Source organism: Curtobacterium flaccumfaciens, assembly GCF_013359815.1.
In the GTDB taxonomy this organism is placed as follows: domain Bacteria; phylum Actinomycetota; class Actinomycetes; order Actinomycetales; family Microbacteriaceae; genus Curtobacterium; species Curtobacterium flaccumfaciens.
Genome location: NZ_JABMCF010000035.1, coordinates 286,976 through 311,506 on the forward strand (window position 1 = coordinate 286,976; position 24,531 = coordinate 311,506).

Sequence of the window (24,531 nt, forward strand, 5' to 3'; positions counted from 1 at the left end):
GCACAACCCCGAGAAGGACACCGCGAGCATGCGCCTGCTGATCGAGCTCGACGACCGACGTGAAGCGGTCGAGGTCGACGGGTGGTCCGGCGCGTCCTCGCTGGGGGAGCTCATCGCGGCGGCGATCGGCGTCGAACTCGATGCCGAGACGACCCTCGCGGTCGACCGTCACCGCACCAGTGCGGCGACCCCGCTGCGGGACCTCGTCCTGCTCGAGGGATCCCGCATCGGCCGCGCGCCGCGGGAGCGTCCGCAGACGATCGACGGGTGGAGCGTCACCCTCGCCGGCGGACTCGACGCGGGTCTCGTCGTGCCGGTCCCGCGCAGCCGGAAGCTCGTCGTGGGCCGGGCACCGCAGGCCGACGTCGTGCTGCCCACCGAGAGCGCTTCGTGGGAGCACTGCACGATCGAGCGCGAGGACGACGGGGTCCGGGTGCGTGACGCCGGTTCGACGAACGGCACGGTGATCGCGGGCGAGCGCATCGATGCCGAGGGCGTCCTGCTCACCGGGACCACGAGCGTCATCGTTGGCGGTGCCGTGCTGCTGGTCCGGCCAGAGCTGGACGAGGTCCCCGTGCCGGCCGCGGGGTCCCTGGCGAACCTGACGCCCGCGGCGACCGCCCCGTTCAACCGTCCGCCCCGAGCCGGACGGAACACCGAGACCGAGACCGTCGAGCCACCCGCCAAGCGCGAGGTCCCGCAGTCGTCCAAGTTCAGCTGGATCACGGTCGCAGCGCCCCTGGTGCTGGCCGGCGCGATGGTGCTCCTGCTCGGCGACGCCCGGTTCGCCCTGTTCGCGCTACTGTCGCCGGTCACCGCGATCGGCATGTGGTTCGAACAGAAGCACCGGCGGACGAAGAACCTGAAGGAGGAGGACACCCGTTTCGCCGAGGCGGTGGAGTCCTTCCGCGGTGAGATCGCCGAGGCCGCGGCGGTCGAGGCGGCCCGTCGGCAGGAACTCGTCCCCGACCCGGCCACCGTCGTCCGCCGGGCCGAGCTCCCCACCACCCTGCTGTGGCAGCGACGCTCCGAGGACGCTGACTTCCTCAGCCTGCACGCCGGCACCGGTGACGCACCGTGGCGCCCCGGACTCGATCAGCGGGCGGCGTCGTCCAAGCTCGAGGACGAGGCCAAGGCCGCAATCGCCGACAGTCGCCTCACCGCTGCACCGGTCGTGGCGGACCTGTCCGACGCCGGCGTCGTCGGGATCGTCGGCGACCGCGAGGGCGCGCTCGCGCTGGCGCGCAGTCTGCTCACGCAGGCCACCGTGCACTGCGGGCCCGCGGACCTCACCGTGGGGATCTTCTGTGACGCCGGTCGCGCGGACGACTGGGGATGGGCCTCCTGGCTGCCCCACGCGCGTGTGGCGGGGAGCAGCACCGGTGCCCGCTGGATGTCGGCGCAGCGCGACCAGAGCGCAGCGGTGCTGCGCGGGTTGCGAGAGTCGCTCGACGAACTGCCGACGCCGAACCTGCTCGTCGTGGTCGACTCCGAGGTGCTCACCGAGGGCCGCGACGCACCCGCCCGGAACCTGCTCGGCGAAGGGCGCACCGTGCCCGGACAGTCGCTCCGTCCCGGCGAGCAGCCCCGACGGGTGAGCGGGATCGTCATCGCGACCAACGAGCAGCAGCTCCCCGCGGCCTGCACGACGATCATCACGGTCGGTGCCGACGCCGCAGCGACCGTCTACCGGCCGGAGGACCGGACCCGAGTCGAGGACGTCGTGCTCGCCGGCCTCAGCGCCGAGACCGCCGAACGGAGCGCTCGCAGCGTGGCGCACTTCGACGATCCCGAACTGCTGGTGCCGGGTGCGTCGTTGCCGTCGCTCGTCCGCCTGCCGGAGCTGCTCGCGGGGGACGACACGGTCGCGCGGACCCCGACGGGCACGAGCCCCGCCGATGCGATCCGCGCGGCCTGGGACGCCCGCACCGGCTTCTCGACCCCGATCGGGTCGTCGGAGAGCGGCGTCCTCGAGATCGACCTCGTCCGCGACGGACCACACGGCCTGGTCGGTGGCACGACGGGTTCGGGCAAGAGCGAGTTCCTGCGGTCGCTCGTCGCCGGGCTCGCTGCGCGCAACGACCCGACGCGCCTGAACTTCCTGCTCGTCGACTTCAAGGGCGGGGCCGCGTTCGCCGCCTGTGAGCGGCTGCCGCACACCATCGGCACGATCAGCAACCTCGACGAGCAGCTCGCCGACCGGGCGATCCGTGCGCTCGAGGCCGAGCTCGAGCGACGGCAGCGCGTGTTCGCCGCGGCCGGGGCGGACATCGACAACCTCGACGCCTACCTGGCGACGAAGCCGGACGAGCCGATGCCGCGCCTGCTCCTCGTCGTGGACGAGTTCGCGATGCTGGCGAAGGACTTCCCCGACGTCCTGACCTCACTCGTCGCCGTCGCGGCGGTCGGGCGCACACTCGGCGTCCACATGATCCTGGCCACCCAGCGGCCGGCCGGCGTGGTGAGCGAGGACATCCTGGCGAACACGAACATGCGTGTCGCGCTGCGGGTGCAGAGCCGTGAGGACTCCACCAACGTGATCGGCGTCCCCGCCGCCGCCGGCATCGGTCGCCAGCAGACCGGTCGCGCCTACGTGAAGCTCGGGCAGGACGACATCACCCCGGTGCAGACCGCCCTCGTCACCGGCCGCGCCCGTGACGAACGCGCCGAACAGCCGGTGTCGGTCCGTCCGACGGACGTCTTCGGCGTTCCCGCGCCGATGCCCGCCCCGGCCCCGACGGCGTCCGACGTGACCGACCTCGACCAGCTCATCGAGTCGATCGGGCAGGCGAACGCCGCCGCCGGCTACGCTCCGCCGCGCCCGATCTGGCCCGAGGCACTCGGCGACCGCGTCGAGCTGGGTGCGCTGGCAGCAGCCGACGCCGCTGACACGTCGCGGACGGTGCCCGTCGCCCTGGCGGACGACCCCGACCACCAGCGTCAGGTCACCACAGGATGGGACCTCGACGAGGGCAACCTCATGCTCATGGGCATCCCCGGCAGCGGGACGAGCACCGCACTCGCCACCCTCGCCCTGCAGCTCGCCGCCGCGGCGAGCCCGGACGACCTCGACCTGCTGGTGCTCGACATGGGGCCGGGCGACCTGGCTCCGCTCGCCCGGCTGCCGCACACCACGGCCTACGTCGGCTCCGGAGCCGGCGCGGGGGAGTTGCAGGCGCGGTTCCTCCGCCACCTGCGCGTCGAGCTCGAGCGCCGTCGTGCCACTCCGGGCGGCCGCCGTGCCGTCGTGCTGATCGACGGTCTCGCGGCACTGCGCGACGAGTACCAGGACTTCGAGGGCCAGCTGCTGCTCGACGCCCTGTACCGCGTCTACGCCGAGGGGCCCGCGCTGGGCATCTCGTTCGCCGTGTCGACGACGCGGGCCAAGGCCGTGCCGTCAGCGATGGACGAAGTGACCACCCAGAAGTGGATGTTCCGCCTGGCGGACCCGTACGACTACGCCTCGATCGGCGTCCGCCCCAAGGACGTCCCGCCGCCGGTGCCGGGTCGATTCATCGACTCGGTCATGCGCCTGCAGTCGCACGTAGCGACGCCCGACGTCCCGCTCGCGCAGGCGGTCGAGCGCCTCGCGGAACGCTGGTCCGGCACCGCTCCGAAGGCGAGTGCGGTCGGGCGGCTGCCCGACGCCGTCCTGGTCGACGAGCTCGGTGCCGGTGCGGTCTTCTCCAGCGAGCCGTGGCGGCTGCCGGTCGGGGTCGCCGAGGACGACCTCGCTCCGGCCGCACTCGAGGTCTACGACGGCGAACACGTGCTCGTCGCGGGGCCGGCCCGCTCGGGCAAGTCGACGGTCCTGCTGGCGCTGGCGGCACTGGCGCGCTCTGCAGAGGGCGTCCGCCCGGCCGTCTGGGCGATCTGTGACCGTCGGTCACCGCTCGCCTCGGGATCGTTCGACCGCATCGCCGTCGGACCCGACGAGGTCCCCGCACTGCTGGCCGGGCTGCGGCTCGAGCGCGGTCCGGTCCTGCTGCTCATCGATGACGCCGAACGCTTCGACGACGGCGACCAGGCGATCGCCACCCTGCTCGCGACGGAGCGTCCCGGTCTGTGCGTGGTCGCCGCCGGTCGGTCCGCCGACCTCCGGTCGCTCTACAGCCACTGGACCCGCGCCGTCCGCAAGTCACGGTGCGGCGTGCTCCTGCAGCCGGACGTCGACTACGACGGCGAGCTGCTCGGCGTCACGCTCCCGCGCCGTGCACCGGTCGCGCTGACCGTGGGTCGCGGCTACGCGTCGTCCGGCGGAGCCGTCCGCCTCGTCCAGACCGCGTCCGCAGGCAGCTGACCCGACCGACTGACGGACTGGAGGCCCGTGGCGACGCCGCCACGGGCCTCCAGTCCGCCTGCTGGTCGCGTGACCGACGCGACGGACACGACGGACGCTCGGTCGCGAGACGGACGCGACGGAAACGCTCAGTCGCGCGTCGTGATCCCGAAGGGCGAGCTCTCGAGGTTCGTGAAGTTCCCCACCGTCGCCCGGACGGTGCACGACGGGGCGACGGAGAGTGCGGTGACCACGAGCCCGTCGGAGGACACGGCCAACGCGCCCGAGCAACCGTCGGCGAACCGTACGCCGGACTCCCCGCCGGCCACGTCGACGAGCATCTGCGACGGGCGCCCGCTGCTCGGACTGCGGTAGAGCGGGTTGAGCTCGTCGGCACCGTTCGGCCAGACCGGCACCAGGGTCACCGGCAGTGCCGTCTGGCTGACCGTCCGGTCGGGCGTCCGGACCTCCACGCCCTGCAGTCGCTGGACGGGGTAGGCGGTCCCGCGCACGGCGTCGTCGGTCACGGCTGTGGTGGTCGCCTCGCCGACGCCGTCGAGCCAGGTCTGCAACGCTGCACCGTCCTCGACGGCGAGTGGCACCGAGGCCTCGACCGTGACGTCTCCGCCGGCGGGGACCTCGACGCCGGACAGGCTCCACGCGCAGGCGGTGTCCACGCCGGTCAGTGACGGCTGGTTGCGCTTCGCGGTGATGCCCTCGCCGGACCAGGTGACGGCGGGGCAGGAGGCTCCCGAGCGGGTACCCGGCAGCACCTCGAGGAACGGTCCGCTGAGGGTCGCCGTCTGCGCCGCGTACGTGACGCGCAGGTCCACGGTGCCCTTCGCCGGGTCGATGGTGGCGCGCCGTGTGGTCGCCAGCCCGGTGGGCAGTGGCCGGTCCTGCTGGTAGGCGTTGGCGGCCTGCGCGGTCGCCGTACCCGTGCCCGGCGTCTTCCGGAGGGCCCCGGGCAGCCACACGACGCCACCGACGACCAGCGCGGCGACGAGCACGACGCCGATGCCGCCGAACAGGAGCGCACGGTCGGTCAGCCACTCGGGCCGGGCGAACCGGCGCTTCGGTTCGGGCTCAGCGGCCGGTGCGGCGGGGAACGGCTGACGCGCCATCGGCCGGATGACGGTCTGCGACCCGGCGGGGCCGAGCTCCGGGGCCGGCCCGACGACCGCGGCGTCGTCCCCGGTGGCGGTGGTCCGGGATCCCGTCGCGTCGTCGGGACGGCCCCCACGGACGACGGTCGCCGGACGCTCAACCTCGTCGAACGAGTCCGGGTCGCTGGAGGCGACCAGTGCGGGTGCCGACGCGAGGGACCGCGCGAGCCGACGGAGGGTCCCCGCCGCGTCCGCCGCCGACGGCCGGGCGTTCGGGTCCTTCGCGAGCAGGGCGGACACCGCGGCCCACAGGGCGTCGGGCACGTCGAGCGGGGGTGGGTTCGAGGTGACGTGGCGGTAGGCCACGGCGAAGTCCGTGCCCGGGCCTGCGAACGGCGTGCGACCGGACAGCAGCTCGTAGAGCATGACCCCGGCACCGTAGACGTCGGCGGCCGGACCCGAACGTCCGTGGCTGATCGACTCGGGTGCCATGTACTGCGGCGTGCCGAGGAGCCCGGTAGTCGTGCGTTCGCGTTCGGCGACGACCGACGCGATCCCGAAGTCGGTGACCCGGACGGCACCGGTGGCACCGGGGGCCCACGCGGTCTGGAGCAGGACGTTGTCGGGCTTCACGTCACGGTGGGTGACGTCCTGCTCGTGCGCCGCGGTGAGTGCGTCGAGGGTCTCGGCGGTGATCGTCAGGGCGTCCCGCGGGAGGAGCGGACCGTTCGACGCGAGCAGGTCGCGGGCGGACCCACCCGGTACCAGGTCCATGACGATCGCGAGCCGGTCGCCCTCGACGACCAGGTCGCGGACGCGCACGATGGACGGGTGCTGCAGGGCGAGGAGCACCGAGCGTTCGCGGACGAAGCGCTCGACGATCTGCGGGTCGGCGGCGAGTTCGGCACGCAGGAGCTTGGCGGCGAAGGCCTCGCCGGTCGCGGAGTGCTCGACCCGCCAGACCTCTCCGGTGGCGCCGGTCCCGAGCAGTTCGACCAGTCGGTAGGACGCGCCGAGCGGTTCACCCTGGCCGTACTGCCCTTGACGGTCCTGCGCCACGCGTTCCCCGATTCCCCCACTGGCCGACCCCTCGCCGGCCACGCAATGTTACCGGCCGGACGGGGACGGTGCCGCGTACTGCACGTCGATCGCGTGCTGCGTGAACCCCGACCGCCGGTACAGCGCCAGCGCCGGCTCGTTGTCCCCCTCGACGTACAGCGCGGCGGCGGTCAGCCCGCGGCCGCGCAGCCGAGCGGTGCCCGCACGCATGAGCACTCCGCCGAGTCGCTGCCCCTGCAGGTCGGGCCGCACGGCGACGGCGTAGAACTCGCCGATGCCGTCCTCGACCTTGAGCCAGCACGAGCCCGCGAGCTGCCCAGAGGCGTCGCGGAGCAGCAGCAGGTCCTCGCCGGAGAACCAGTCGTCGGCCTCGCGGGCGTGCAGGTCGTCGAGCGTCATCCGCCCCTGCTCGGGGTGGTGGGCGAAGGCGGCGGCGTTCAGCGCGAGCCAGTCGGTCTCGTCGTCGGTGCCGGGGCGGAACGCCGACAGCGAGTAGCCGTCGGGCAGCGCCACGTCGGCATCAGCGTCGGCAGCGACGTCCACATCGGAGTCGGCGACGGGCGCCCGGAGCTGCAGCAGCGTGCGGACCGCGCGCCAGCCGAACCGGTCGGCCAGCGCTCGCGCTGCCGGGTGGTCCCCGTGCGCCCACGCGAGCCGGGGAGCGGCCCCGCCGCCCAGCGCGAGTGCCTGCGACATCAGATTCGTGCCGATGCCCCGGCCACGGGCCTCCTGGGCGACGACCATCTCGAGCTCGCCGTCACGGACCACGGCGACCCCGTGGTCGACGGTCAGGACGGTCGCGCGCCCCGCGCGGACGTCCACCAGGGTCTGGTCGGAGAACGGGGGAGCCTCGCCGGGGGCGACGTAGCTGCCGAGGTCGGGCAGCACTACTGCCCCATCAGGCGCTCGGCCTCGTCGTCGTAGACGTTGAAGCGGTACCCGACGTTGCGGACGGTGCCGATGAGCGACTCGAGGTCGCCGAGCTTGGCGCGCAGTCGTCGGACGTGCACGTCGACCGTGCGGGTGCCGCCGAAGTAGTCGTAGCCCCAGACCTCGCTGAGCAGCTGCTCGCGGGTGAAGACGCGTGACGGGTGGGTGGCGAAGAAGCGCAGGAGCTCGAACTCCTTGAACGTCAGGTCGAGCGGCCGGCCGCGTACCTTGGCGGAGTAGCTGGCCTCGTCGATGACGACACCGGACGCCTGGATCTTCGAGCTCGTCTGGCCCTTCGCCGCGCGACCGGCGGACAGCCGGATGCGGGCGTCGATCTCGGCCGGGCCGGCGCTCTCGAGCACGACGTCGTCGACGTTCCAGTCGCTGTTGACGGCGGTCAGCCCGCCCTCGGTGACGACGAGCACGATCGGTGTGGTCGACCCCGACGAAGCGAGGATCTTGCACAGGGCCTTCGCGCTGACCAGGTCGGTGCGGGCGTCCACGAACATCAGGTCGCTCTGCGGGGCGTTGACCAACTGTGCGGCCTCGGCCGGCACGTGGCGGATCCGGTGGCTCAGGAGGCCCAGGCTCGGCAGGACGTCTCCGGGCGCGGTCGAGGTGAGTACCAGGAGCTGTGCCACAGGACCTCCGGAGGTGGATGACGTCGTGGAGACATCCTAGTGATGCTCGGGAAGGACTCATCCGGCCGGACGGATTGCGCGTCATCCCGCACCGCACGGCGCGAGCACCGCACCGCTCGGCGCGAGCACCGCACCGCGCGGTGCGTGCGTTCCGCACGTCCCTGACATGATGGAGCGCGTGACCGAGCCCGTGCACCCCACCGACCAGCGTCGCCTGCGGCTGACGTCCGTCCTGCCGGTCTGGGTGCTGGCGGTCGTCGGGGCCGTGCTCGTGCTGACCGTGGCCGAGCGCGACGCCTTCGCTTGGCTGCTGCTCGTCTTCGTCGCCTGCGTGATGGTCAGCTTCGTGCTGCAGCTCATCACCGCCACGAAGGACGGTCTGGTCGAACGGATCAGCATCGCGTCGTCCGGGGCGTTCGTCGTGGTCCTCGTCACCGCGGTGGTGCTCCTGGCGCGTTGAGCCGAGCCGCGTAGACTCCGAGCATGGATTCGCTGCTTGCGCTCGAGCTCTTCTACGTCGGCCTCCTCGGCCTGGCGTCGCTCGCGATCGCGTTCATCTCGGTGGTCGTCGTCGTGAAGCTGTTCAAGGGCCAGCGTTGATCGAGCTGCCCGAGGGCCTCGCCCCCGAACTGGTCCCGCTGTCGTGGCTGGTCGGCGTGTGGGAGGGCACCGGTGTGGTCGAGTACCCGGTCGGTGACGACGACGAGGTCCGGAACTACGAGTTCGGCCAGCGCGTCAGCTTCAGCCACGATGGTCTGCCCTACCTGAACTACTCGTCGACCACCTGGCTGCTCGACGACGACCGCACCCCGCTCGCCGCCGAGATGGGCTACTGGCGGATCGACCGTCGGACCGAGCCGGGCGACCGCGGCCCCGCGATGCTCCTGGGCGACGGCCCCACGCCCTTCAGCACGGTGGAGAGCGTCGAGGCGCTCCGCAACACCACGGACGGCTTCGACGTCGAGGCCGCGATCATCCACCCGACGGGCGTCAACGAGCTCTACGTCGGCCGTGTGCTGAAGGGCCGGATCGACCTGTCGACCGACGCCGTGCTGCGCTCGCCGAACGCGAAGGACTACTCCGCCGCGACCCGCCTGTACGGGCTGGTCGAGGGCAAGCTCTTCTGGGCGTGGGACATCGCCGCGCTCGGTCGCGAACTCACCTCGCACGCCTCGGGGCAGCTCGCGAAGGTCGACTGATGTCGGTGTTCGCCGCGCGTGACGGCTTCGTCGCGGCCGACTCGGTCGCCGCGCACTTCGGCAACCCGATCGGGGAGCAGCGCCTGCTGACCCGGGGGCGTGCCGTCGTCGAGCTCGGACTCGGTGTCGTCACCGTCTCCGGACCGGACCGGTTGTCGTGGCTCAACTCGATCACCTCGCAGCAGCTCACCGGGTTGCCGACCGGCGTCAGCACCGAGACGCTCGTCCTCGACCAGGCCGGACGCGTCGAGCACGCGGCCCGCGTCTTCGACGACGGTGCGACGGTCTGGCTGCTCACCGAGCGCGCTGACGCTGCGCCGCTCGCCGGGTGGCTCGACTCGATGCGCTTCATGCTCCGGGTCGAGGTCACTGACCACTCCGACGACTTCGTGACCCTCGGCTGGTTCGGGGCGGACGCCCCGTTCGCGTCCGTCGAGTTGCCGGAACCGCCCGTCGCCGAGTGGGTCGACCCGTGGGGCGCCGTCACGCCGGGCGGATGGGGCTACGCCGACCAGGAGGCCCACCCCGGCTCCGACTGGACCCTCCGCGTCGCCGTGGTCACCCCCGGCACCGCGGCCGCGATCGCCGCGTCGGACGTGCCCGTCGCGGGGCTGCTCGCGTACGAGGCGCTGCGGATCGCCGCCTGGCGCCCGACCCTGTCCGACGTGGACGAGCGGACGATCCCGCACGAGCTCGACTGGCTGCGTTCCGCCGTGCACCTGTCGAAGGGCTGCTACCGGGGGCAGGAGACCGTCGCCAAGGTCCACAACCTCGGGCACCCGCCGCGTCGGGCCGTGCTGCTGCACCTCGACGGGTCCGACGGTGTGCTGCCGGCGCCCGGCACCCCCGTGCTGCTCGACGACAAGCCCGTCGGTCGGCTCTCGGCCTCGGCGATCCACCACGAGCTCGGTCCGATCGGGCTCGCCGTGGTGAAGCGCTCCCTCGACCCCACCGCGACCCTGCGGCTCGAGGCCGACGACGTCGTGGTGACCGCGGCGCAGGAGACCATCGTCCCGCCCGAGGCCGGTGCGACGGCGAACGTCCCGCGCCTGCCCCGGCTCGGAGCCGTCAAGCGCTCCTAGCCCTGCACGCTGTCGTCAGGCGGGCTCGACGGCCGACCACGGGACGCTGAGCTCACCGAGCCGCCAGCGTGTCACCCCATGCAGCACCGGCCAGCCGCGGTCACGCATCCCGCGCACCGTGGCGATCCACCGCTGCCGGGGCCCGTACGTGCCGAGCGGAGCCGCGACCGCCCACGACAGGTCGAGGTCGCGCAGGAACGCGTGCACCCGTTCGCCGGGCACGTTTCGGTGGATCAGGGCCTTCGGCAGCCGCTCGGCGACGATCGAGGGCACATCGAGCCCGGCGAGCCGGAGCGACACCGTGAAGGTCCGCGGCGCGACGTCGTCGAGTGTCACCCACGATGCGACCCGGCCGACCTCGTTGCAGGTCCCCTCGACGAGCGCACCGCCGGGCTGCAGCCGGTCCTGCATGATCCGCCACGACCCGACCACCGCGGACTCGTCGTACTGCCGCAGCACGTTGAACGCCCGGATGACGGCGGGCCGGCGCTGCCCGGGCGTCGGGGTCTCGAAGCCACCCAGGCGGAACGTCACGCCGTCGCGGGTGCCTGCGTTCGCGAGCGCGACCCGCGAGGGCTCGATCTCGATGCCCGTCACCTCGACGTCGGGTCGGACGGCGGCCAGCCGGTCGCGCAACTCGAGCGTGGTGGTCGGTGAGGCTCCGTAGCCGACGTCGGCGACGAGCGGGTCGTCCGTCCGGCGCAGCACCGGCAGGGTCGCGATCCACCGGTCGACGCGGCGGAGCCGGTTGTACCCGGTCGTCCCGCGCGTCACGTTCCCGATGGGCATGCGTCAAGGGTACGGGGCCGGTACCGCTCGGTAGACTCGGAGGCATGACCTCCACGCTCGTCCTGCTCCGTCACGGCAACAGTGACTGGAACCAGAAGAACCTGTTCACCGGTTGGGTCGACGTCCGGCTCAGCGAGCTGGGCGAGAAGGAGGCGAAGCGCGCCGGCGACCTCATCGCCGAGTCCGGCATCGTCCCCGACGTCCTGTACACCTCGCTCCTGACCCGTGCGATCCAGACGGCGGACATCGCGCTGCTGCAGGCCGACCTGGCCTGGCTGCCGGTGAAGCGCGACTGGCGCCTCAACGAGCGCCACTACGGCGACCTGCAGGGCAAGGACAAGGCCCAGACCCTGGCCGAGTACGGCGAGCAGCAGTTCATGGAGTGGCGCCGTTCGTTCGACGTCCCGCCGCCCCCCATCGCCGACGACGCCGAGTGGTCGCAGTTCGGTGACCGTCGCTACGCCGAGCTCGGCGACCGGCTGCCCCGCACCGAGTCGCTCAAGCTCGTCATCGACCGCCTGCTGCCGTACTGGGAGTCCGACATCACGAAGGACCTCGCCGCCGGCAAGACCGTGCTGGTGACGGCTCACGGCAACTCGCTGCGTGCGCTCGTGAAGCACCTCGACGGCATCTCCGACGACGACATCGCCGGCCTGAACATCCCGACGGGCATCCCGCTGGTGTACGAGCTCGACGACGACTTCACGCCGACGAAGCCCGCGTACTACCTGGACCCCGAGGCCGCCGCAGCCGGCGCCGCCGCCGTGGCCGCCCAGGGCGCCAAGAAGTAGCACCCACGCAGAACGCCCCGTCCGGCATCCGGGCGGGGCGTTCGTGCGTGTGCGGGGCTTCGCGGGAGCGACAGTGGGCCGCCGACGTTCCGCCGACTCCTGTCGCTCTGCCAGGAGGAACGGATCGCCCCGTCGACGACCTGTCGCTTCAGCAGCGTGGTCGGCTCGACGAGCCGTGGCTGGTCAGACGAAGTGCGACGCGATCTCCTGCACCAGGGCCCCGACGTCGTAGGGCTTCGTCGTGTCGACCCGGATCACCGGGACGCCGGGCAGTCCGACGGGCCGGGCGTCGTCGCCGTGCTCGTCCCAGAAGGCCAGCACGCCGGCCAGGTCCCCGTGCACCTCGTGCCGCACCGGCACGGTGCCCGGTTCGTACCGGTCGCGCAGCCGCTCCTCGGCGGTGGCGCGGTCCGTGTCGCACCACACCTCGACGGCGCGAGGTGACCCGGCGGACGCGAGTCCGGCCTCCAGGCGGTCCCTGTCACGGGACGGCAGCCAGACGGCGTCGAGGACGACCCCGTTCTCGACGGCCTGCGCCATGGACCACATCGTGTCCATCGCGATGCCGCCGAGCGGCCGCGAGGCGATCATCGGGCCGACGACGTCGGCGAGGGGTTCCTTGATGCGGTCCTTCGACAGGAACGGGCAACCGAGCACCTCGGCGAGTGCCGTGCCGATGCTGCTCTTGCCGGAACCGGGCATGCCGTTGACGATGATCGCGACCTGGGCCATGTCACGATCCTCGCAGACCGATCGGGCCGGGTCAGACCGATCGGGTCAGGTCAGACCGCCGCGGTCGAGGTGGACGCGCCGGTCCAGTCGCCGGTCGCGAGGTACTCGACCTTCTTCGCGATCGAGACCGCGTGGTCGGCGAAGCGCTCGTGGTAGCGGGAGGCCAGGGTGGCGTCGACGGTGTCGATCGGCCCGCCCTTCCAGGCCTCGCCGAGCACGAAGTCGAAGACGCTGGCGTGCAGCTCGTCGACGGCGTCGTCCTCGTCGCGGATCTCGGCCGACAGCGCGATGTCCTCGGTGGCGAGCAGCCGCGTGAGCTTCTGCGCCATGGCGACGTCGTGCCGGCCCATCTCCTTGAAGGTGCTGCGGAGGCCCTTCGGTACGACCTTCTCGGGGAAGCGCTGGCGAGCGAGCTGCGCGATGTGCTCGGCCATGTCGCCCATGCGCTCGAGCGAGGAGCTGACGCGCAGGGCGGTGACGACGACGCGCAGGTCGCGGGCCACCGGTGCCTGGCGGGCGAGGATGTCGATCGCGATCTCGTCGAGGCTGTTCGCGGCGAGGTCGATCTTCTCGTCGTCGGCGATCACCTCTTCGGCGAGGGCGACGTCGGAGTCGCTGAAGGCCTGCGTGGCTCGGGTGATGGCGGACTCGACGAGCCCGGCGATCTCGGTCAGTCGCTCCTGGACGTCCTGGAGTTCCTGCTGGAAGACTTCGCGCATGGGGGAGTACCTCTCTCTGCGTACCGGACGAGTGTCGTCAGCCCAGGTGAACGAACGGTGACGCGGGGCTGAACGCTTCGCGTTCTGGCCTTCCGCAGACGGTGAACGGTACCGGAACCCCGCATGACCATCCCTACACTGGCGGCATGGACAACGCGTGGCTCGTGCCACTGTCGATGCTCCTCGGCGGGGTCTTCGGCGCGGGCGTCGTGGTGCTGATCATCACCGCCGAGCGGACGGCACGTGCTGCCGACGTGGCGGAGCGGACCCTGCCGGACGGCGTCGCAGCGGTCATCGCGACGATGCACAACCCGGCGGTCGTCATCGACCCGTCGAACACCGTCGTCGCGGCATCCCCCCAGGCCCTCACGGCGGGACTCGTCGTGCGCCGACGCCTGGTGCACCACGAGCTGCTCGACCTGATCGACCGGGTGCGCAAGAGCGGGGAGATGGGGTCGGAGGACCTCGAGCTGCCGCGTGGCCGCCACGGGGAGCTCATCGGCTACCTCAGCTTCCGTGCCGCCCAGCTCGGCAACCGGTACGTCCTGCTCACGGCGGACGACCTGACCGAGAGCCGGCGCATCGACGAGGTCCGCCGCGACTTCGTCGCCAACATCTCGCACGAGCTGAAGACGCCGATCGGCGCCATCGGCCTGCTGTCCGAGACCCTCGTCCTCGCCGCCGACGACCCCGTGCACGTGAAGAAGTTCGCCGCGCAGCTCATCACCGAGTCCGAGCGGCTCGGAGCGCTGACGAAGGACATCATCGAGCTGTCCCGGCTGCAGTCCGTCGACGCCCTCGAGAACAGCGAGGAGACCGGCATCGACAAGATCGTGCAGGCCGCCATCGACGCGAACGAGGTCGTCGCCCGCGCCCGCTCGATCGAGATCATCCGTGCCAAGAAGTCGAAGCTGCGGGTGATGGGCGACCGCGGGCTGCTGCAGGTCGCGGTGTCGAACCTCATCGCCAACGCGGTGAAGTACTCGCCGGACAACACTCGCGTCGGTGTGGGCGTCCGGTCGTCGAAGGGCTTCGTCGAGATCGCGATCACCGACCAGGGCGTCGGCATCCCCGAGGCCGACCTCGACCGCGTCTTCGAACGGTTCTACCGTGTCGATCCCGCACGGTCGCGCGCCACCGGGGGCACCGGCCTCGGGCTCGCGATCGTCAAGCACGTCGTCAGCAACCACGGTGGTGACGTGCGCGTCTGGTCGCAGCCCGGCAAGGGCTCGACCTTCACCATCCGTCTGCCCGAGGCAGATCCCGAACTGACCACAGCACTCGAAGAGCAACTGGAAGAGCAGCCATCGTGACCAAGATCCTCATCGTCGACGACGAGCCGGCCCTGAGCGAGCCCCTGGAGTTCCTGCTGCAGCGTGAGGGGTACGAGACCTCCGTCGCTGCCGACGGCGTGACCGCGCTGTCGAAGTTCGACGCGGAGAACCCCGACCTGGTGCTCCTCGACCTCATGCTGCCGGGCCTGAGCGGCACCGAGGTGTGCCGGCAGATCCGGACCCGGTCGAACGCGCCGATCATCATGCTGACGGCGAAGGACTCCGAGGTGGACATCGTCGTCGGGCTCGAGCTCGGCGCCGACGACTACGTGACGAAGCCGTACTCGACCCGGGAGCTCCTGGCCCGGATCCGCGCCGTGCTCCGTCGCCGCACCGAGGACGACCCGGCGGACAGCGGCATCCTGCAGGTCGGCGGTATCCGGATGGACGTCGAGCGGCACACGGTGTCGGTCGACGGGTCCGAGACCCCGATGCCGCTCAAGGAGTTCGAGCTCCTCGAGCTGCTGCTCCGGAACGCCGGCCGTGTGCTGACCCGCGGGCAGCTCATCGACCGGGTGTGGGGTTCCGACTACTTCGGCGACACCAAGACCCTCGACGTGCACATCAAGCGCATCCGCTCGAAGATCGAGCGGGTCCCGTCGACCCCCGAGATCCTGGTGACGGTCCGCGGTCTCGGGTACCGCATCGAGGCCTGATGCACGCGGCCTGAGACGGACGGACAGGAGGCCCGGTGCGAGTCCCTGGGACTCGCACCGGGCCTCCTGTGCGAACGATCCGGGCGCGGTGTCAGCCGCGCCCGTCGGCGTCAGTTGGTGCCGTTGTCGCCCTCGGACGAATCCGTCTGCGAGTCCGTCGGCTGCGTGCCGGGCACGGCCTCGCCGGTCGACTGTGCGCCGCTCTCGGACGGGGACGTCGAGGTGGGCGTCGGGGTCGGGCTCGGCGCGAGGGTCTGGTACTCCTCCTGCGAGCTCGTCAGCACCGGCACGTTGGCCGAGGTGCCCTCGGCGTCGGGGTAGCTGAAGTAGACCTTCACGAGCGAACCGGGCTTCGCATCCGCGTTGTCGAACACGATCGGCTCGGCGTCACCGGCGGTGGTGCCCTGCGTAGTGTCGCCCTCTTGCACGCTCGACTCGTCGTCGCTGCCCGCACCCGCGGCCATGGCGAGGTCGACGTGGGTGTTCGCCGGCACGTCGACGGTCTGGGTGTCGCCGCCGATCTCGATCGAGACGGTGTAGTCGTCCTGGTCGTCGTTGTTCACCAGCGTGCCGATGAAGCGGGCGCTCTCACCGTCGTCCGAGATCAGGAGGGCGTTCCGCACGTCGACCTTGCCGGTCGAGACGTCCACGCCGTCGGTGATCTGCTTGATGTCGACGGTGTGGGCCGGCGACATGAACTCGCACCCGGTGGCGCCGAGCGCGATGGTTGCCGCAACGGCGACGGACACGAGTACCCGAGGTCGCAAGAGATTCCTCCGTAAGTCACGATGGAGACCGGGCGGTCCCCGCGCCTATCCTAGCGATCACCGGGAGGGGTGAGCGTTGAGGGTCCCCTTACCGGAACGGCCCTTGTGGTAAACTGGATGTCTGGGAACGGAGCCTGATACATGCAATTCGAGGTCGGCGAGACCGTCGTCTACCCCCATCACGGGGCGGCAACCATCTCTGAAGTCAAGACTCGCGTCATCAAGGGCGAGGAAAAGGTCTACCTGAAACTGCGGGTGACGCAGGGTGACCTGACGATCGAGGTCCCGGCGGACAACGTCGACCTGGTCGGCGTCCGCGACGTGATCGGCAAGGAAGGACTCGACAAGGTGTTCGAGGTCCTCCGGGCGCCGTTCACGGAAGAGCCCACCAACTGGTCACGCCGCTACAAGGCGAACCTCGAGAAGCTCGCTTCCGGTGACGTCATCAAGGTGTCCGAGGTCGTCCGCGACCTCTGGCGGCGCGATCAGGACCGCGGGCTCTCCGCGGGTGAGAAGCGGATGCTGGCCAAGGCCCGGCAGATCCTGATCTCCGAGCTCGCGCTGGCCGAGAAGACCGACGAGGACAAGGCATCGACCGTCCTCGACGAGGTCCTGGCTTCCTGAGCCTGACGACAGCGCACTGAACACGACAGCACGAACGACGACCGCACGGTTCCCCGAAGGGGTGGACCGGGCGGTCGTCGTCGTTGCGGCCGGCTCCGGCACCCGGCTCGGCATCGGGACCGCGAAGGCGTTCGTGCCCGTGGCCGGTGCGCTGATGCTCGCGCGGGCGCTCGAACCCCTGTTCGCGCTGCCGTCACCGACGCTCGTCGTCGTGGTCGCACCCGCGTCGCACCTGGACGAGTGCCGGCAGGTGGTCGATTCCGTCGCGGGAGCGGCTGTCGCGTACACCGCGATCGTCCCAGGAGGCGCGGATCGCCACGGTTCGGTCGAGGCCGGCCTGGCCGTGCTGCCGGACTCCGTCACCACGGTGCTGGTGCACGACGCGGCGCGGTGCCTCACACCTGCGGCACAGTTCTCGCGGGTGTTCGACGCCGTCGCCGCCGGTGACGGTGCGGGCGTCGTGCCGGCACTCCCCGTCACGGACACGGTCAAGCGGGTCGACGGTGACGTCGTCGTCGAGACCGTCGACCGTGCGGCGCTCGTCGGGGTGCAGACGCCGCAGGGCTTCCCGCTCGCGGCACTGCGGCGGGCGTACGCGGTGTCGTCGCAGTCCGAGACGGACGACGCCGGGGTGTTCGAGGCCGTCGGGGGCACCGTCCGGTTCGTGGCGGGGGACGCCGACGCCTTCAAGATCACGACGCCGTGGGACCTCGGCCGGGCCGAGTCGATCGTGCGGGCGCGGACCGAAGCTGGTGCTGGTGCTGGTGCTGGTGCTGGTGCTGGTGCTGGTGCTGGTGCCGGTGCGGCGGGTGCCAGCCAGGCGGACGTCGTCGCGGTCCGACTCGGGCTCGGGGTCGACGTGCACGCCTTCGACGACGCCTCGCCCTGCCGCGTGGGGCTGCTCGACTTCCCCGGCGAACCGGGTCTCTCCGGACACAGCGACGGTGACGCGGTTGCGCACGCGGTGTGCGACGCCCTGCTCTCCGCCGGGGGCCTCGGCGACATCGGCGGACGCTTCGGCACCGCCGACCCGCAGTACGCCGGCGCCACGGGCGACGTGTTCGTGCGCGGCGCGGTCGCGCTGCTCGCCGACGCCGGGCTCGTGCCGGTGTCCGTCACCGTGCAGGTCATCGGCAACCGGCCGCGCATCGGTCGTCGCCGCGACGAGATGCAGGACGCCCTGTCCGCGGTCGTCGGTGCGCCCGTCGCCGTGTCCGGTACGACGACCGACGGGCTCGGGTTCACCGGCCGTGGCGAGGGGCTCGCGGCGATCGCCACGGCACTCGTGCGTCCCTCCTGAAACCGCGGCCCTGCGCCGATTAGGGTTGAGGCGTGACCGTTCGCCTCTACGACTCCCGCGCCGCAGCCGTCGTCGACCTCGTGCCCCTGGTCGACGGACACGTGAGCGTCTACGTCTGTGGTCCGACGGTGCAGTCGTCGCCGCACATCGGGCACCTGCGGTCCGCGCTCGTCTACGACATCTGGCGTCGGTGGCTCACCCACCGCGGGTACCGGGTGACCCTGGTGCGCAACGTCACCGACATCGACGACAAGGTCCTCGACCTGGCTGCAGGCACGGACGAGGAGTGGTTCGCCCGCGCCTACCGGGTCGAGCTCGAGTTCACGGCCGCGTACAACGCCCTCGGCATCCTGCCCCCGACCTACGAGCCCCGTGCCACCGCGAGCGTGCCGCAGATGCACGAGATCATCCAGCGCCTCATCGACCGCGGGCACGCCTACGCCGCCGACGACGGCTCGGGTGACGTCTACTTCGACACCGGCAGCTGGGCCGACTACGGGGTGCTCACCCGGCAGCGGCGCGAGGACATGGTCGAGGCCGCCGACGCCGATCCGCGTGGCAAGCGCGACGCCCGTGACTTCGCGCTCTGGAAGGGTGCGAAGCCCGGCGAGCCCTCGACCGCCAACTGGGATTCCCCGTGGGGCGCCGGCCGCCCGGGCTGGCACATCGAGTGCTCGGCGATGTCGCGCCGGTACCTCGGCCCCGCGTTCGACATCCACGGCGGCGGGCTCGACCTGCGCTTCCCGCACCACGAGAACGAGCTCGCGCAGTCCACGGCCGCCGGGGACCCGTTCGCGTCCTACTGGCTGCACAACGGCCTGGTGACGGTCGAGGGCCAGAAGATGTCGAAGTCGCTCGGCAACTCGATCTTCGCGGCGGACTTCCTCGGATCCGCCCGTCCTGCCGTCGTCCGCTACTTCCTCGGCGCCGCCCACTACCGCTCGTCGATCGACCACCACGAGGGGTCCCTGACCGAGGCCGAGGCGGCGTACGACCGCATCGCCGGGTTCCTCGAGCGCGCCGAGACCCGGCTCGAGGGCGTCCACCTCGCCGACGCCCCGACCGTGCCCGAGGGCTTCGCCGCGGCCATGGACGACGACCTCTCCGTGCCCCAGGCCCTGGCCGTGCTGCACGAGACCGTACGCACCGGCAACGCTGCCCTGGACGCCGACGATGCGGAAACGCTCGGGACCGCGTACCATCAGGTGGCTGCGATGGTGGAGGTGCTCGGCATCGACCCGCGAGCCGCCCACTGGTCGGGCGGCGGCCACGACACCTCGGCAGGCCCGCTCGCCGCCCTCGTCGAACGCCTCGTGCAGGAGCGCGCGGACGCCAGGGCAGCACGGGACTTCACCGCGGCCGACCGCGTGCGCGACGACCTCGCCGCCGCGGGCATCACGATCGAGGACACGCCGTCCGGAACACGCTGGAGCATCGCCTGAACACGGCAGTGCCGAACAGGAGCTACGCATGAAGAACGTCTCGGGAAGCAAGAAGGGTCGGCCCGGCGCCGTCCGCACCGGTCGCAAGGGCAACAAGCAGGTCGGCTCCGGCGGACAGGGCGCCCAGGCGCTCGAGGGTCGCAAGCCGACCCCGAAGGCCGAGGACCGCCCGTACCACCCCGCCGGAAAGCGCAAGGCCGCGAAGGACCGCTTCGAGGCGGCCAAGGGTCGGCACGGTTCCTCGAGCACGCCGCAGGGTCGCACGGGCCGGCCGCCGGCACGCAAGACCGATGACTCCGAGCTGGTGACCGGGCGCAACTCCGTGCTCGAGGCCCTGCGCACGAAGACCCCGTCGTCGACGCTCTACATCGCGTCGCGCATCGAGGTCGACGACCGCGTGAAGGAGATCCTCGCGCTCGCCAACCACCGTGGCGTGCCGATCATCGAGCTCATGCGTCCCGAGCTCGACCGCATCACCGGACACGACAGCGTGCACCAGGGCGTCGCCCTCAAGGTGCCGGCGTACCAGTACGCCGTGTTCGAGGACATCGTCGAGCAGGCGTTCTCGCGCGACCAGGTCCCGCTGCTCGTCGCGCTCGACGGCATCACCGACCCCCGCAACCTCGGCGCGATCATCCGCTCGACCGCGGCCTTCGGCGGACACGGCGTCATCGTGCCGCAGCGTCGTTCGGTCGGCGTGACGGCGTCGGCGTGGAAGACCTCGGCCGGTGCCGCGGCACGCACGCCCGTCGCGATGGCCCCGAACCTCACACAGACCCTGAAGTCGCTCAAGTCGATGGGCCTGTTCGTCCTCGGCCTGGACGGCGACGGTGACGTGGAGCTCGACGGCCTCGAGCTCGCCGACCGCCCGATCGTGATCGTCGTCGGTTCCGAGGGCAAGGGCCTGTCGCGCCTGGTGACCGAGACCTGCGACGCCATCGTGTCGATCCCGATCTCGAGCGCCACCGAGTCCCTGAACGCCGGCATCGCCGCGAGCGTCACCCTGTGGGAGGTCGCGCGGCGCCGTCGCACCGCGTAGCCCAGCACTTCGTGTGCAGGAATGGTCGCCTCCCCGAGCGGGAGGCGACCATTCCTGCTCACGGTGGCAGGCGGGGCTGGGCGTGACGGTCTGGAGGGCCGGTGCCGGTCTCCGGGACCCGCGCCGGGCCTCCAGGCGGTCGCGTTGCCGACCCCCGAGCGGTCAGGACACGTCGGCCGGTGCCCGCCGTGCGGTCGAGAGTCGTCGCTGCGCGACGCCGCAGGCGACGGTCTGCGACCAGTCGGCGCCCACCCGGCGGGGTGTCGTGACCGAGCGGGGACCGCGTCAGACCGTGGCGCGCCAGTCGTCGACGTCGTCGACGTCGTCGGACTCGTCGGCGTCGTCGTCCAGCACCGGGATCGGCACGGTGATCGAAGAGGTCGGCGGGTTGATGAGCAGGCGCTCGTCGCGACGGTGTCGGAGCACGTCGTTGATGTAGGCGGTGGTGGCCTCGGGCAGGGAGACGGAACGTTCCTCTTGCTGGGACATGAACCAGCGGTGCTCGAGCAGCTCGTGGAACACCTCGGCGGGTTCGAGCCGGCCGCGGAGGTCACGGGGGATCGAGCGGACGACGGGCTCGAAGACCCGTGAGACCCACTCGTGCGCCACCATCTCCTCGTCGAGTTCGTCACGGCCGTTGCGGGCACGGTACGAGTCGAGGTCGTTGAGCAGGCGGCGGGCCTGGTTCTCGCCGGCGTCGAGCCCGGTGAGTCGCAACAGTCGGCGCTGGTGGTGCCCGGCGTCGACGACCTTCGGCTGGATCCGGACCTGCGAGCCGCCCTCGGTCGTGTGGATCGACAGTTCTTCGATGTCGAAGCCGAGCTCGTTCAGGCGCTCGACGCGGTCGTTGATGCGCCAGCGTTCCTTGATGTCGAACTGCTCGGTGCCGGTGAGCTCGGTCCAGAGCGTCCGGTACTGGGCCACGATGCGGTTCGACACGTCCACGGGGTCGGCGTTCTCGTCCAGTCGACCGCCGGCCTCGAGGTCGAGCAGCTCGCCGGCGATGTTCACCCGGGCGACCTCGAGGTCGTTCTCGCGCTGACCGTTCGACAGCCCGCCGGGGTAGAGCTTGCCGGTCTCGGCGTCGACCAGGTACGCGGCGAAGGCGCCGGCGTCGCGACGGAACAGCGTGTTCGACAGGGACACGTCGCCCCAGTAGAACCCGATGACGTGCAGGCGGACGAGCAGCAGCGCGAGGGCGTCGACCAGACGGGTGGCGGTCTCGGGGCGCAGCGTCTGCGAGTAGAGCGCGCGGTAGGGCAGGGAGAACCGCAGGTGGCGGGTCACGAGCACGGGGTGCAGTGGTTCACCGTCGGCGTCGACGCGGTTCGTGATGACCGCGACCGGGTCCACGCACGGCACGTCCATCCGCTGCAGGGTCCGGAGCATCTCGTACTCGGACCGGGCGACCTCTTCGCCGGTCTCCTTCACCGCGGCGACGTACCCGCTCAGGTGCACGAACCGCACGAGGTGCCGCGAGATGCCCTTCGGCAGCGCGACGATCGTGTCGTCGGGCCAGTCGGCGAGTGGCAGGTCCCACGGCAGGTCGAGCAGGCCGGGGTCGACGGTGGCGGCGGTGATGGACATCGAGTCGGGCACGGTGGTTCCTCTGGTGTCGGGGACAGCCGAGAGCCCGCGTCCGCCCTTGTGAGGCGGGCGCGGGCTCTCGGGGGAGTGCGCTGGTTACGCGCTGACGACGGCCTTGTCGTCGAGGCGGTCGCCCGACTCGGTGTCGAAGGCGTGGACGTGGCCCTGCTTCGGCGTGATGACGATCGTGTCACCGATCGACGGGTGTGCACGACCGTCGACACGGGCGACGATGTCGGCGCGCTGGCCGTTCACGTCGGCGTGGCCGTAGAGGTAGCCGTCGGCGCCGAGCTCCTCGACGACGTCGACCGTGACGGGCAGACCCTCGCCGGACTGCGAGACGATGACGTCCTCGGGGCGGATGCCGACCGTGATCTGTGCGGCACGGGCGTTCGACAGGGTGTCGCGGTCGATCGCGTGGTTGAGCGTGCCGAACTTGATGCCGCCCTCGATGACGTCGGCGGGCAGCAGGTTCATGGCCGGCGAACCGATGAAGCCGGCGACGAACACGTTGTTCGGCTTCTCGTACAGGTCGCGCGGGGTGCCGACCTGCTGCAGGATGCCGTCCTTGAGCACCGCGATGCGGTCACCCATGGTGAGGGCCTCGGTCTGGTCGTGCGTGACGTAGACCGTGGTGACGCCGAGACGACGCTGCAGCGACGCGATCTGCGTGCGGGTCTGGACGCGGAGCTTGGCGTCGAGGTTCGACAGCGGCTCGTCCATGAGGAACACCTGCGGCTGACGGACGATCGCACGGCCCATCGCGACGCGCTGACGCTGACCACCGGAGAGCGCCTTCGGCTTGCGGCCCAGGTAGTCCTCGAGGTCGAGGAGCTTGGCGGCCTCCTGCACGCGGGTGGCGCGCTCTTCCTTGCCGACACCGGCGATCTTGAGCGCGAAGCCCATGTTCTCGGCGACGGTCATGTGCGGGTACAGCGCGTAGTTCTGGAACACCATCGCGATGTCGCGGTCCTTCGGCGGGACGTCCGTGACGTCGCGGTCGCCGATGCGGATCTGACCGGAGTTGACCTCTTCGAGGCCGGCCAGCATGCGGAGCGAGGTGGACTTGCCGCAGCCCGAGGGGCCGACGAGGACGAGGAACTCGCCGTCGGCGACGTCCAGGTCGAGGGAGTCGACCGCGGGACGGTTGCCTCCGGGGTAGAGACGGGTTGCCTTGTCATAGGTGACGGACGCCATGAGCGTTCGGTCCTTCCTTCACCGGCAGGTACGTGCCGGACGATCCGAGTGAAGCGGTGTGCCCGTACGGGCCCCGGACAGTCGCCGTCGACTGTCGAGGTTCATACAACACGAGTTCACCCGGGTGCGCCAGTGTTTTCCCCCTTGGTCGGCGGCTTCCCAGAGCGCCCCACTACAATCGCCGGGTCCGTCCGCCGAGCAGGGGAACGCCGAGCGGACACCGATCAGGAGGACGACGCACCGATGAACAACCGCCCCGAGGGTGCCGCCCGCGCCGCGCGGAACGAGCGCCGTGAAGCCGCCCGCCAGCGAGCCCAGCGTGCCCGGACCCAGCAGAAGCGACGCCAGCGTGGTGTCCGGCTCGGCCTGCAGATCGGGCTCGGGGTCGTGCTCCTCGCCGCCGCGACGATCGTCACGCTCGTGCTGGTCGACTCCGTGAAGCCCGCCGGCCCCGGCCCGTCGACCATGTCGCAGGGCGGCATCACCATCGGACAGGGCCTGAAGCCCGTCACGGCGTCCGCGTCCGGATCGGCCTCCGCGTCGCCGAGCAGCGCCGCGACCGACGGCGCCGGTACCGTCCGGATCACCCTGTACGTCGACTACCTCTGCCCGGGCTGCGGCCAGTTCGAGCAGGCGAACGGTGACTACATCAAGGACCTCGTCGACTCCGGTGCGGCCACGGTGGACATCCACCCGGTCGCGGTCCTGTCGAACCGCTCGCAGGGCACGAAGTACTCCCTCCGCGCCGCGAACGCCGCCGCCTGCGTCGCCGAGCACTCCCCGAACCAGTTCTACGCGGTGAACCAGGCGCTCTTCGCGAAGCAGCCGGACGAGGGCACCCCTGGTCTGACCGACGCCGAGCTCACCGACGTCGTCACGGGCGTGCAGGGGCTGCAGGAACGCAGCGCCGTCCGGAGCTGCATCGCCGACCAGGACTACGCCAAGTGGGTGGACGAGCAGACGACGGCGGTGTCCGACGGCACGATCCCCGGGTCGACGCTCAAGGAGTTCCCCGGCACGCCGCTCGTGCTCGTGAACGGGCAGCGCTATGAGCTGACCTCGCCGGTCACGAACGACGACTTCCGCACCTTCGTGGTGACGGCCGCCGGGGCGACCGACGCCACCCCGACGCCCACGCCGACCCCGACCCCGACGCCCACGCCGACCAAGCGCTGACGGCCGGACGAGCGCTGACGTCTGAACGAGCGCTGACGTCTCAACGAGCGCTGACGCGCTGACCACGGACTGGAGGCCCGGT

Annotated in this window: 21 protein-coding genes; 12 read left to right on the forward strand and 9 right to left on the reverse strand. The window is 71.4% G+C overall.

Going from position 1 to position 24,531, the window contains the following annotated elements; translation table 11 throughout:
• Nucleotides 1-28 precede the first annotated feature (28 nt).
• A complete protein-coding gene (locus HP445_RS07495) occupies nucleotides 29-4,300 on the forward strand; it encodes a type VII secretion EssC family protein (RefSeq protein ID WP_128780535.1) in 4,272 nt (1,423 codons plus the stop codon).
• A gap of 128 nt (nucleotides 4,301-4,428) precedes the next feature.
• Here HP445_RS07495 and HP445_RS07500 read toward each other — a convergent pair whose 3' ends face one another.
• Genes HP445_RS07500 through HP445_RS07510 form a run of 3 tightly spaced genes read right to left on the reverse strand, consistent with a single transcriptional unit; the run spans nucleotide 4,429 to nucleotide 8,015 of the window.
• The gene (locus HP445_RS07500) at nucleotides 4,429-6,444 is read right to left on the reverse strand and encodes a serine/threonine-protein kinase (RefSeq protein WP_128780536.1); all 2,016 of its coding nucleotides are present in this window, start codon (nucleotides 6,442-6,444) and stop codon (nucleotides 4,429-4,431) included.
• A gap of 48 nt (nucleotides 6,445-6,492) precedes the next feature.
• Nucleotides 6,493-7,332: a mycothiol synthase gene (mshD, locus tag HP445_RS07505; protein WP_128780537.1), complete on the reverse strand. Its 840-nt coding sequence runs from the start codon at nucleotides 7,330-7,332 to the stop codon at nucleotides 6,493-6,495.
• A complete protein-coding gene (locus HP445_RS07510; RefSeq protein ID WP_017888078.1) occupies nucleotides 7,332-8,015 on the reverse strand; it encodes a response regulator transcription factor in 684 nt (227 codons plus the stop codon). The genes mshD and HP445_RS07510 overlap by 1 nt, the downstream gene beginning before the upstream one ends.
• Nucleotides 8,016-8,193: 178 nt before the next feature.
• Between HP445_RS07510 and HP445_RS07515 the strand changes: the two genes are divergently transcribed.
• The 3 genes from HP445_RS07515 to ygfZ all read left to right on the forward strand — a co-directional run bounded on the left by HP445_RS07515 (nucleotide 8,194) and on the right by ygfZ (nucleotide 10,296).
• Complete coding sequence (locus tag HP445_RS07515) at nucleotides 8,194-8,475, forward strand: hypothetical protein (RefSeq protein WP_128780538.1); 282 nt, start codon at nucleotides 8,194-8,196, stop codon at nucleotides 8,473-8,475.
• A 136-nt stretch (nucleotides 8,476-8,611) separates the two neighbouring features.
• Nucleotides 8,612-9,214 carry a heme-binding beta-barrel domain-containing protein gene (locus tag HP445_RS07520; RefSeq protein WP_128780539.1) on the forward strand — a complete coding sequence of 201 codons (603 nt, stop codon included), beginning with the start codon at nucleotides 8,612-8,614 and terminating at the stop codon, nucleotides 9,212-9,214.
• Nucleotides 9,214-10,296, forward strand: a complete 1,083-nt coding sequence (ygfZ, locus tag HP445_RS07525) for a CAF17-like 4Fe-4S cluster assembly/insertion protein YgfZ (protein WP_128780540.1) — start codon at nucleotides 9,214-9,216, stop codon at nucleotides 10,294-10,296. Before HP445_RS07520 ends, ygfZ begins: the two co-directional genes overlap by 1 nt.
• A 15-nt stretch (nucleotides 10,297-10,311) precedes the next feature.
• Here ygfZ and HP445_RS07530 read toward each other — a convergent pair whose 3' ends face one another.
• Nucleotides 10,312-11,085 carry a class I SAM-dependent methyltransferase gene (locus HP445_RS07530; protein WP_056071809.1) on the reverse strand — a complete coding sequence of 258 codons (774 nt, stop codon included), beginning with the start codon at nucleotides 11,083-11,085 and terminating at the stop codon, nucleotides 10,312-10,314.
• Nucleotides 11,086-11,129: 44 nt separating this feature from the next.
• On the opposite strand from HP445_RS07530, the gene HP445_RS07535 reads away from it, so the two are divergent.
• Nucleotides 11,130-11,876 carry a phosphoglyceromutase gene (locus tag HP445_RS07535; RefSeq protein ID WP_111029059.1) on the forward strand — a complete coding sequence of 249 codons (747 nt, stop codon included), beginning with the start codon at nucleotides 11,130-11,132 and terminating at the stop codon, nucleotides 11,874-11,876.
• A gap of 183 nt (nucleotides 11,877-12,059) precedes the next feature.
• Here HP445_RS07535 and HP445_RS07540 read toward each other — a convergent pair whose 3' ends face one another.
• Nucleotides 12,060-12,608, reverse strand: a complete 549-nt coding sequence (locus HP445_RS07540; RefSeq protein ID WP_128780541.1) for a P-loop nucleotide/nucleoside kinase family protein — start codon at nucleotides 12,606-12,608, stop codon at nucleotides 12,060-12,062.
• Nucleotides 12,609-12,658: 50 nt separating this feature from the next.
• On the reverse strand, nucleotides 12,659-13,327 hold the full coding sequence (phoU, locus tag HP445_RS07545) for a phosphate signaling complex protein PhoU (RefSeq protein ID WP_027466613.1): 669 nt from the start codon (nucleotides 13,325-13,327) through the stop codon (nucleotides 12,659-12,661).
• Nucleotides 13,328-13,473: 146 nt separating this feature from the next.
• On the opposite strand from phoU, the gene HP445_RS07550 reads away from it, so the two are divergent.
• Nucleotides 13,474-14,640, forward strand: a complete 1,167-nt coding sequence (locus tag HP445_RS07550; protein ID WP_128780542.1) for a sensor histidine kinase — start codon at nucleotides 13,474-13,476, stop codon at nucleotides 14,638-14,640.
• The gene (locus tag HP445_RS07555) at nucleotides 14,637-15,317 is read left to right on the forward strand and encodes a response regulator transcription factor (protein ID WP_027466611.1); all 681 of its coding nucleotides are present in this window, start codon (nucleotides 14,637-14,639) and stop codon (nucleotides 15,315-15,317) included. The genes HP445_RS07550 and HP445_RS07555 overlap by 4 nt, the downstream gene beginning before the upstream one ends.
• A gap of 110 nt (nucleotides 15,318-15,427) precedes the next feature.
• Here HP445_RS07555 and HP445_RS07560 read toward each other — a convergent pair whose 3' ends face one another.
• On the reverse strand, nucleotides 15,428-16,084 hold the full coding sequence (locus HP445_RS07560; protein WP_128780543.1) for a hypothetical protein: 657 nt from the start codon (nucleotides 16,082-16,084) through the stop codon (nucleotides 15,428-15,430).
• 141 nt (nucleotides 16,085-16,225) lie between these two features.
• On the opposite strand from HP445_RS07560, the gene HP445_RS07565 reads away from it, so the two are divergent.
• From HP445_RS07565 to rlmB, 4 genes are all read left to right on the forward strand, one after another.
• Nucleotides 16,226-16,708, forward strand: a complete 483-nt coding sequence (locus tag HP445_RS07565) for a CarD family transcriptional regulator (protein WP_017888066.1) — start codon at nucleotides 16,226-16,228, stop codon at nucleotides 16,706-16,708.
• Nucleotides 16,709-16,769: 61 nt separating this feature from the next.
• Nucleotides 16,770-18,008 carry a 2-C-methyl-D-erythritol 4-phosphate cytidylyltransferase gene (ispD, locus tag HP445_RS07570; RefSeq protein WP_128780544.1) on the forward strand — a complete coding sequence of 413 codons (1,239 nt, stop codon included), beginning with the start codon at nucleotides 16,770-16,772 and terminating at the stop codon, nucleotides 18,006-18,008.
• A gap of 32 nt (nucleotides 18,009-18,040) precedes the next feature.
• Nucleotides 18,041-19,450, forward strand: a complete 1,410-nt coding sequence (gene cysS / locus HP445_RS07575; RefSeq protein ID WP_128780545.1) for a cysteine--tRNA ligase — start codon at nucleotides 18,041-18,043, stop codon at nucleotides 19,448-19,450.
• 28 nt (nucleotides 19,451-19,478) lie between these two features.
• Nucleotides 19,479-20,489, forward strand: coding sequence for a 23S rRNA (guanosine(2251)-2'-O)-methyltransferase RlmB (gene rlmB / locus HP445_RS07580; protein WP_128780546.1), 1,011 nt, complete (start codon nucleotides 19,479-19,481; stop codon nucleotides 20,487-20,489).
• Between the two features lie 285 nt (nucleotides 20,490-20,774).
• On the opposite strand, the gene HP445_RS07585 is transcribed toward rlmB, so the two are convergent.
• Together HP445_RS07585 and HP445_RS07590 are read right to left on the reverse strand one after the other, a co-directional pair.
• On the reverse strand, nucleotides 20,775-22,088 hold the full coding sequence (locus tag HP445_RS07585; protein WP_128780547.1) for a DUF4032 domain-containing protein: 1,314 nt from the start codon (nucleotides 22,086-22,088) through the stop codon (nucleotides 20,775-20,777).
• A gap of 84 nt (nucleotides 22,089-22,172) precedes the next feature.
• Nucleotides 22,173-23,273, reverse strand: a complete 1,101-nt coding sequence (locus HP445_RS07590) for an ABC transporter ATP-binding protein (RefSeq protein ID WP_071244017.1) — start codon at nucleotides 23,271-23,273, stop codon at nucleotides 22,173-22,175.
• A gap of 243 nt (nucleotides 23,274-23,516) precedes the next feature.
• Between HP445_RS07590 and HP445_RS07595 the strand changes: the two genes are divergently transcribed.
• A complete protein-coding gene (locus HP445_RS07595; protein ID WP_128780548.1) occupies nucleotides 23,517-24,449 on the forward strand; it encodes a DsbA family protein in 933 nt (310 codons plus the stop codon).
• Nucleotides 24,450-24,531 lie beyond the last annotated feature (82 nt).

What these genes read in the sequence shown, in the direction of transcription:
- HP445_RS07535 (WP_111029059.1), top strand. Translation starts at nt 11,130, where the DNA reads ATGACCTCCACGCTCGTCCTGCTCCGTCACGGCAACAGTGACTGGAAC.
- rlmB (WP_128780546.1), top strand. Translation starts at nt 19,479, where the DNA reads ATGAAGAACGTCTCGGGAAGCAAGAAGGGTCGGCCCGGCGCCGTCCGC.
- HP445_RS07540 (WP_128780541.1), bottom strand. Translation starts at nt 12,608, where the DNA reads ATGGCCCAGGTCGCGATCATCGTCAACGGCATGCCCGGTTCCGGCAAG.
- HP445_RS07530 (WP_056071809.1), bottom strand. Translation starts at nt 11,085, where the DNA reads ATGCCCATCGGGAACGTGACGCGCGGGACGACCGGGTACAACCGGCTC.
- HP445_RS07595 (WP_128780548.1), top strand. Translation starts at nt 23,517, where the DNA reads ATGAACAACCGCCCCGAGGGTGCCGCCCGCGCCGCGCGGAACGAGCGC.
- HP445_RS07590 (WP_071244017.1), bottom strand. Translation starts at nt 23,273, where the DNA reads ATGGCGTCCGTCACCTATGACAAGGCAACCCGTCTCTACCCCGGAGGC.
- HP445_RS07565 (WP_017888066.1), top strand. Translation starts at nt 16,226, where the DNA reads ATGCAATTCGAGGTCGGCGAGACCGTCGTCTACCCCCATCACGGGGCG.
- HP445_RS07495 (WP_128780535.1), top strand. Translation starts at nt 29, where the DNA reads ATGCGCCTGCTGATCGAGCTCGACGACCGACGTGAAGCGGTCGAGGTC.
- HP445_RS07550 (WP_128780542.1), top strand. Translation starts at nt 13,474, where the DNA reads ATGGACAACGCGTGGCTCGTGCCACTGTCGATGCTCCTCGGCGGGGTC.
- phoU (WP_027466613.1), bottom strand. Translation starts at nt 13,327, where the DNA reads ATGCGCGAAGTCTTCCAGCAGGAACTCCAGGACGTCCAGGAGCGACTG.
- ygfZ (WP_128780540.1), top strand. Translation starts at nt 9,214, where the DNA reads ATGTCGGTGTTCGCCGCGCGTGACGGCTTCGTCGCGGCCGACTCGGTC.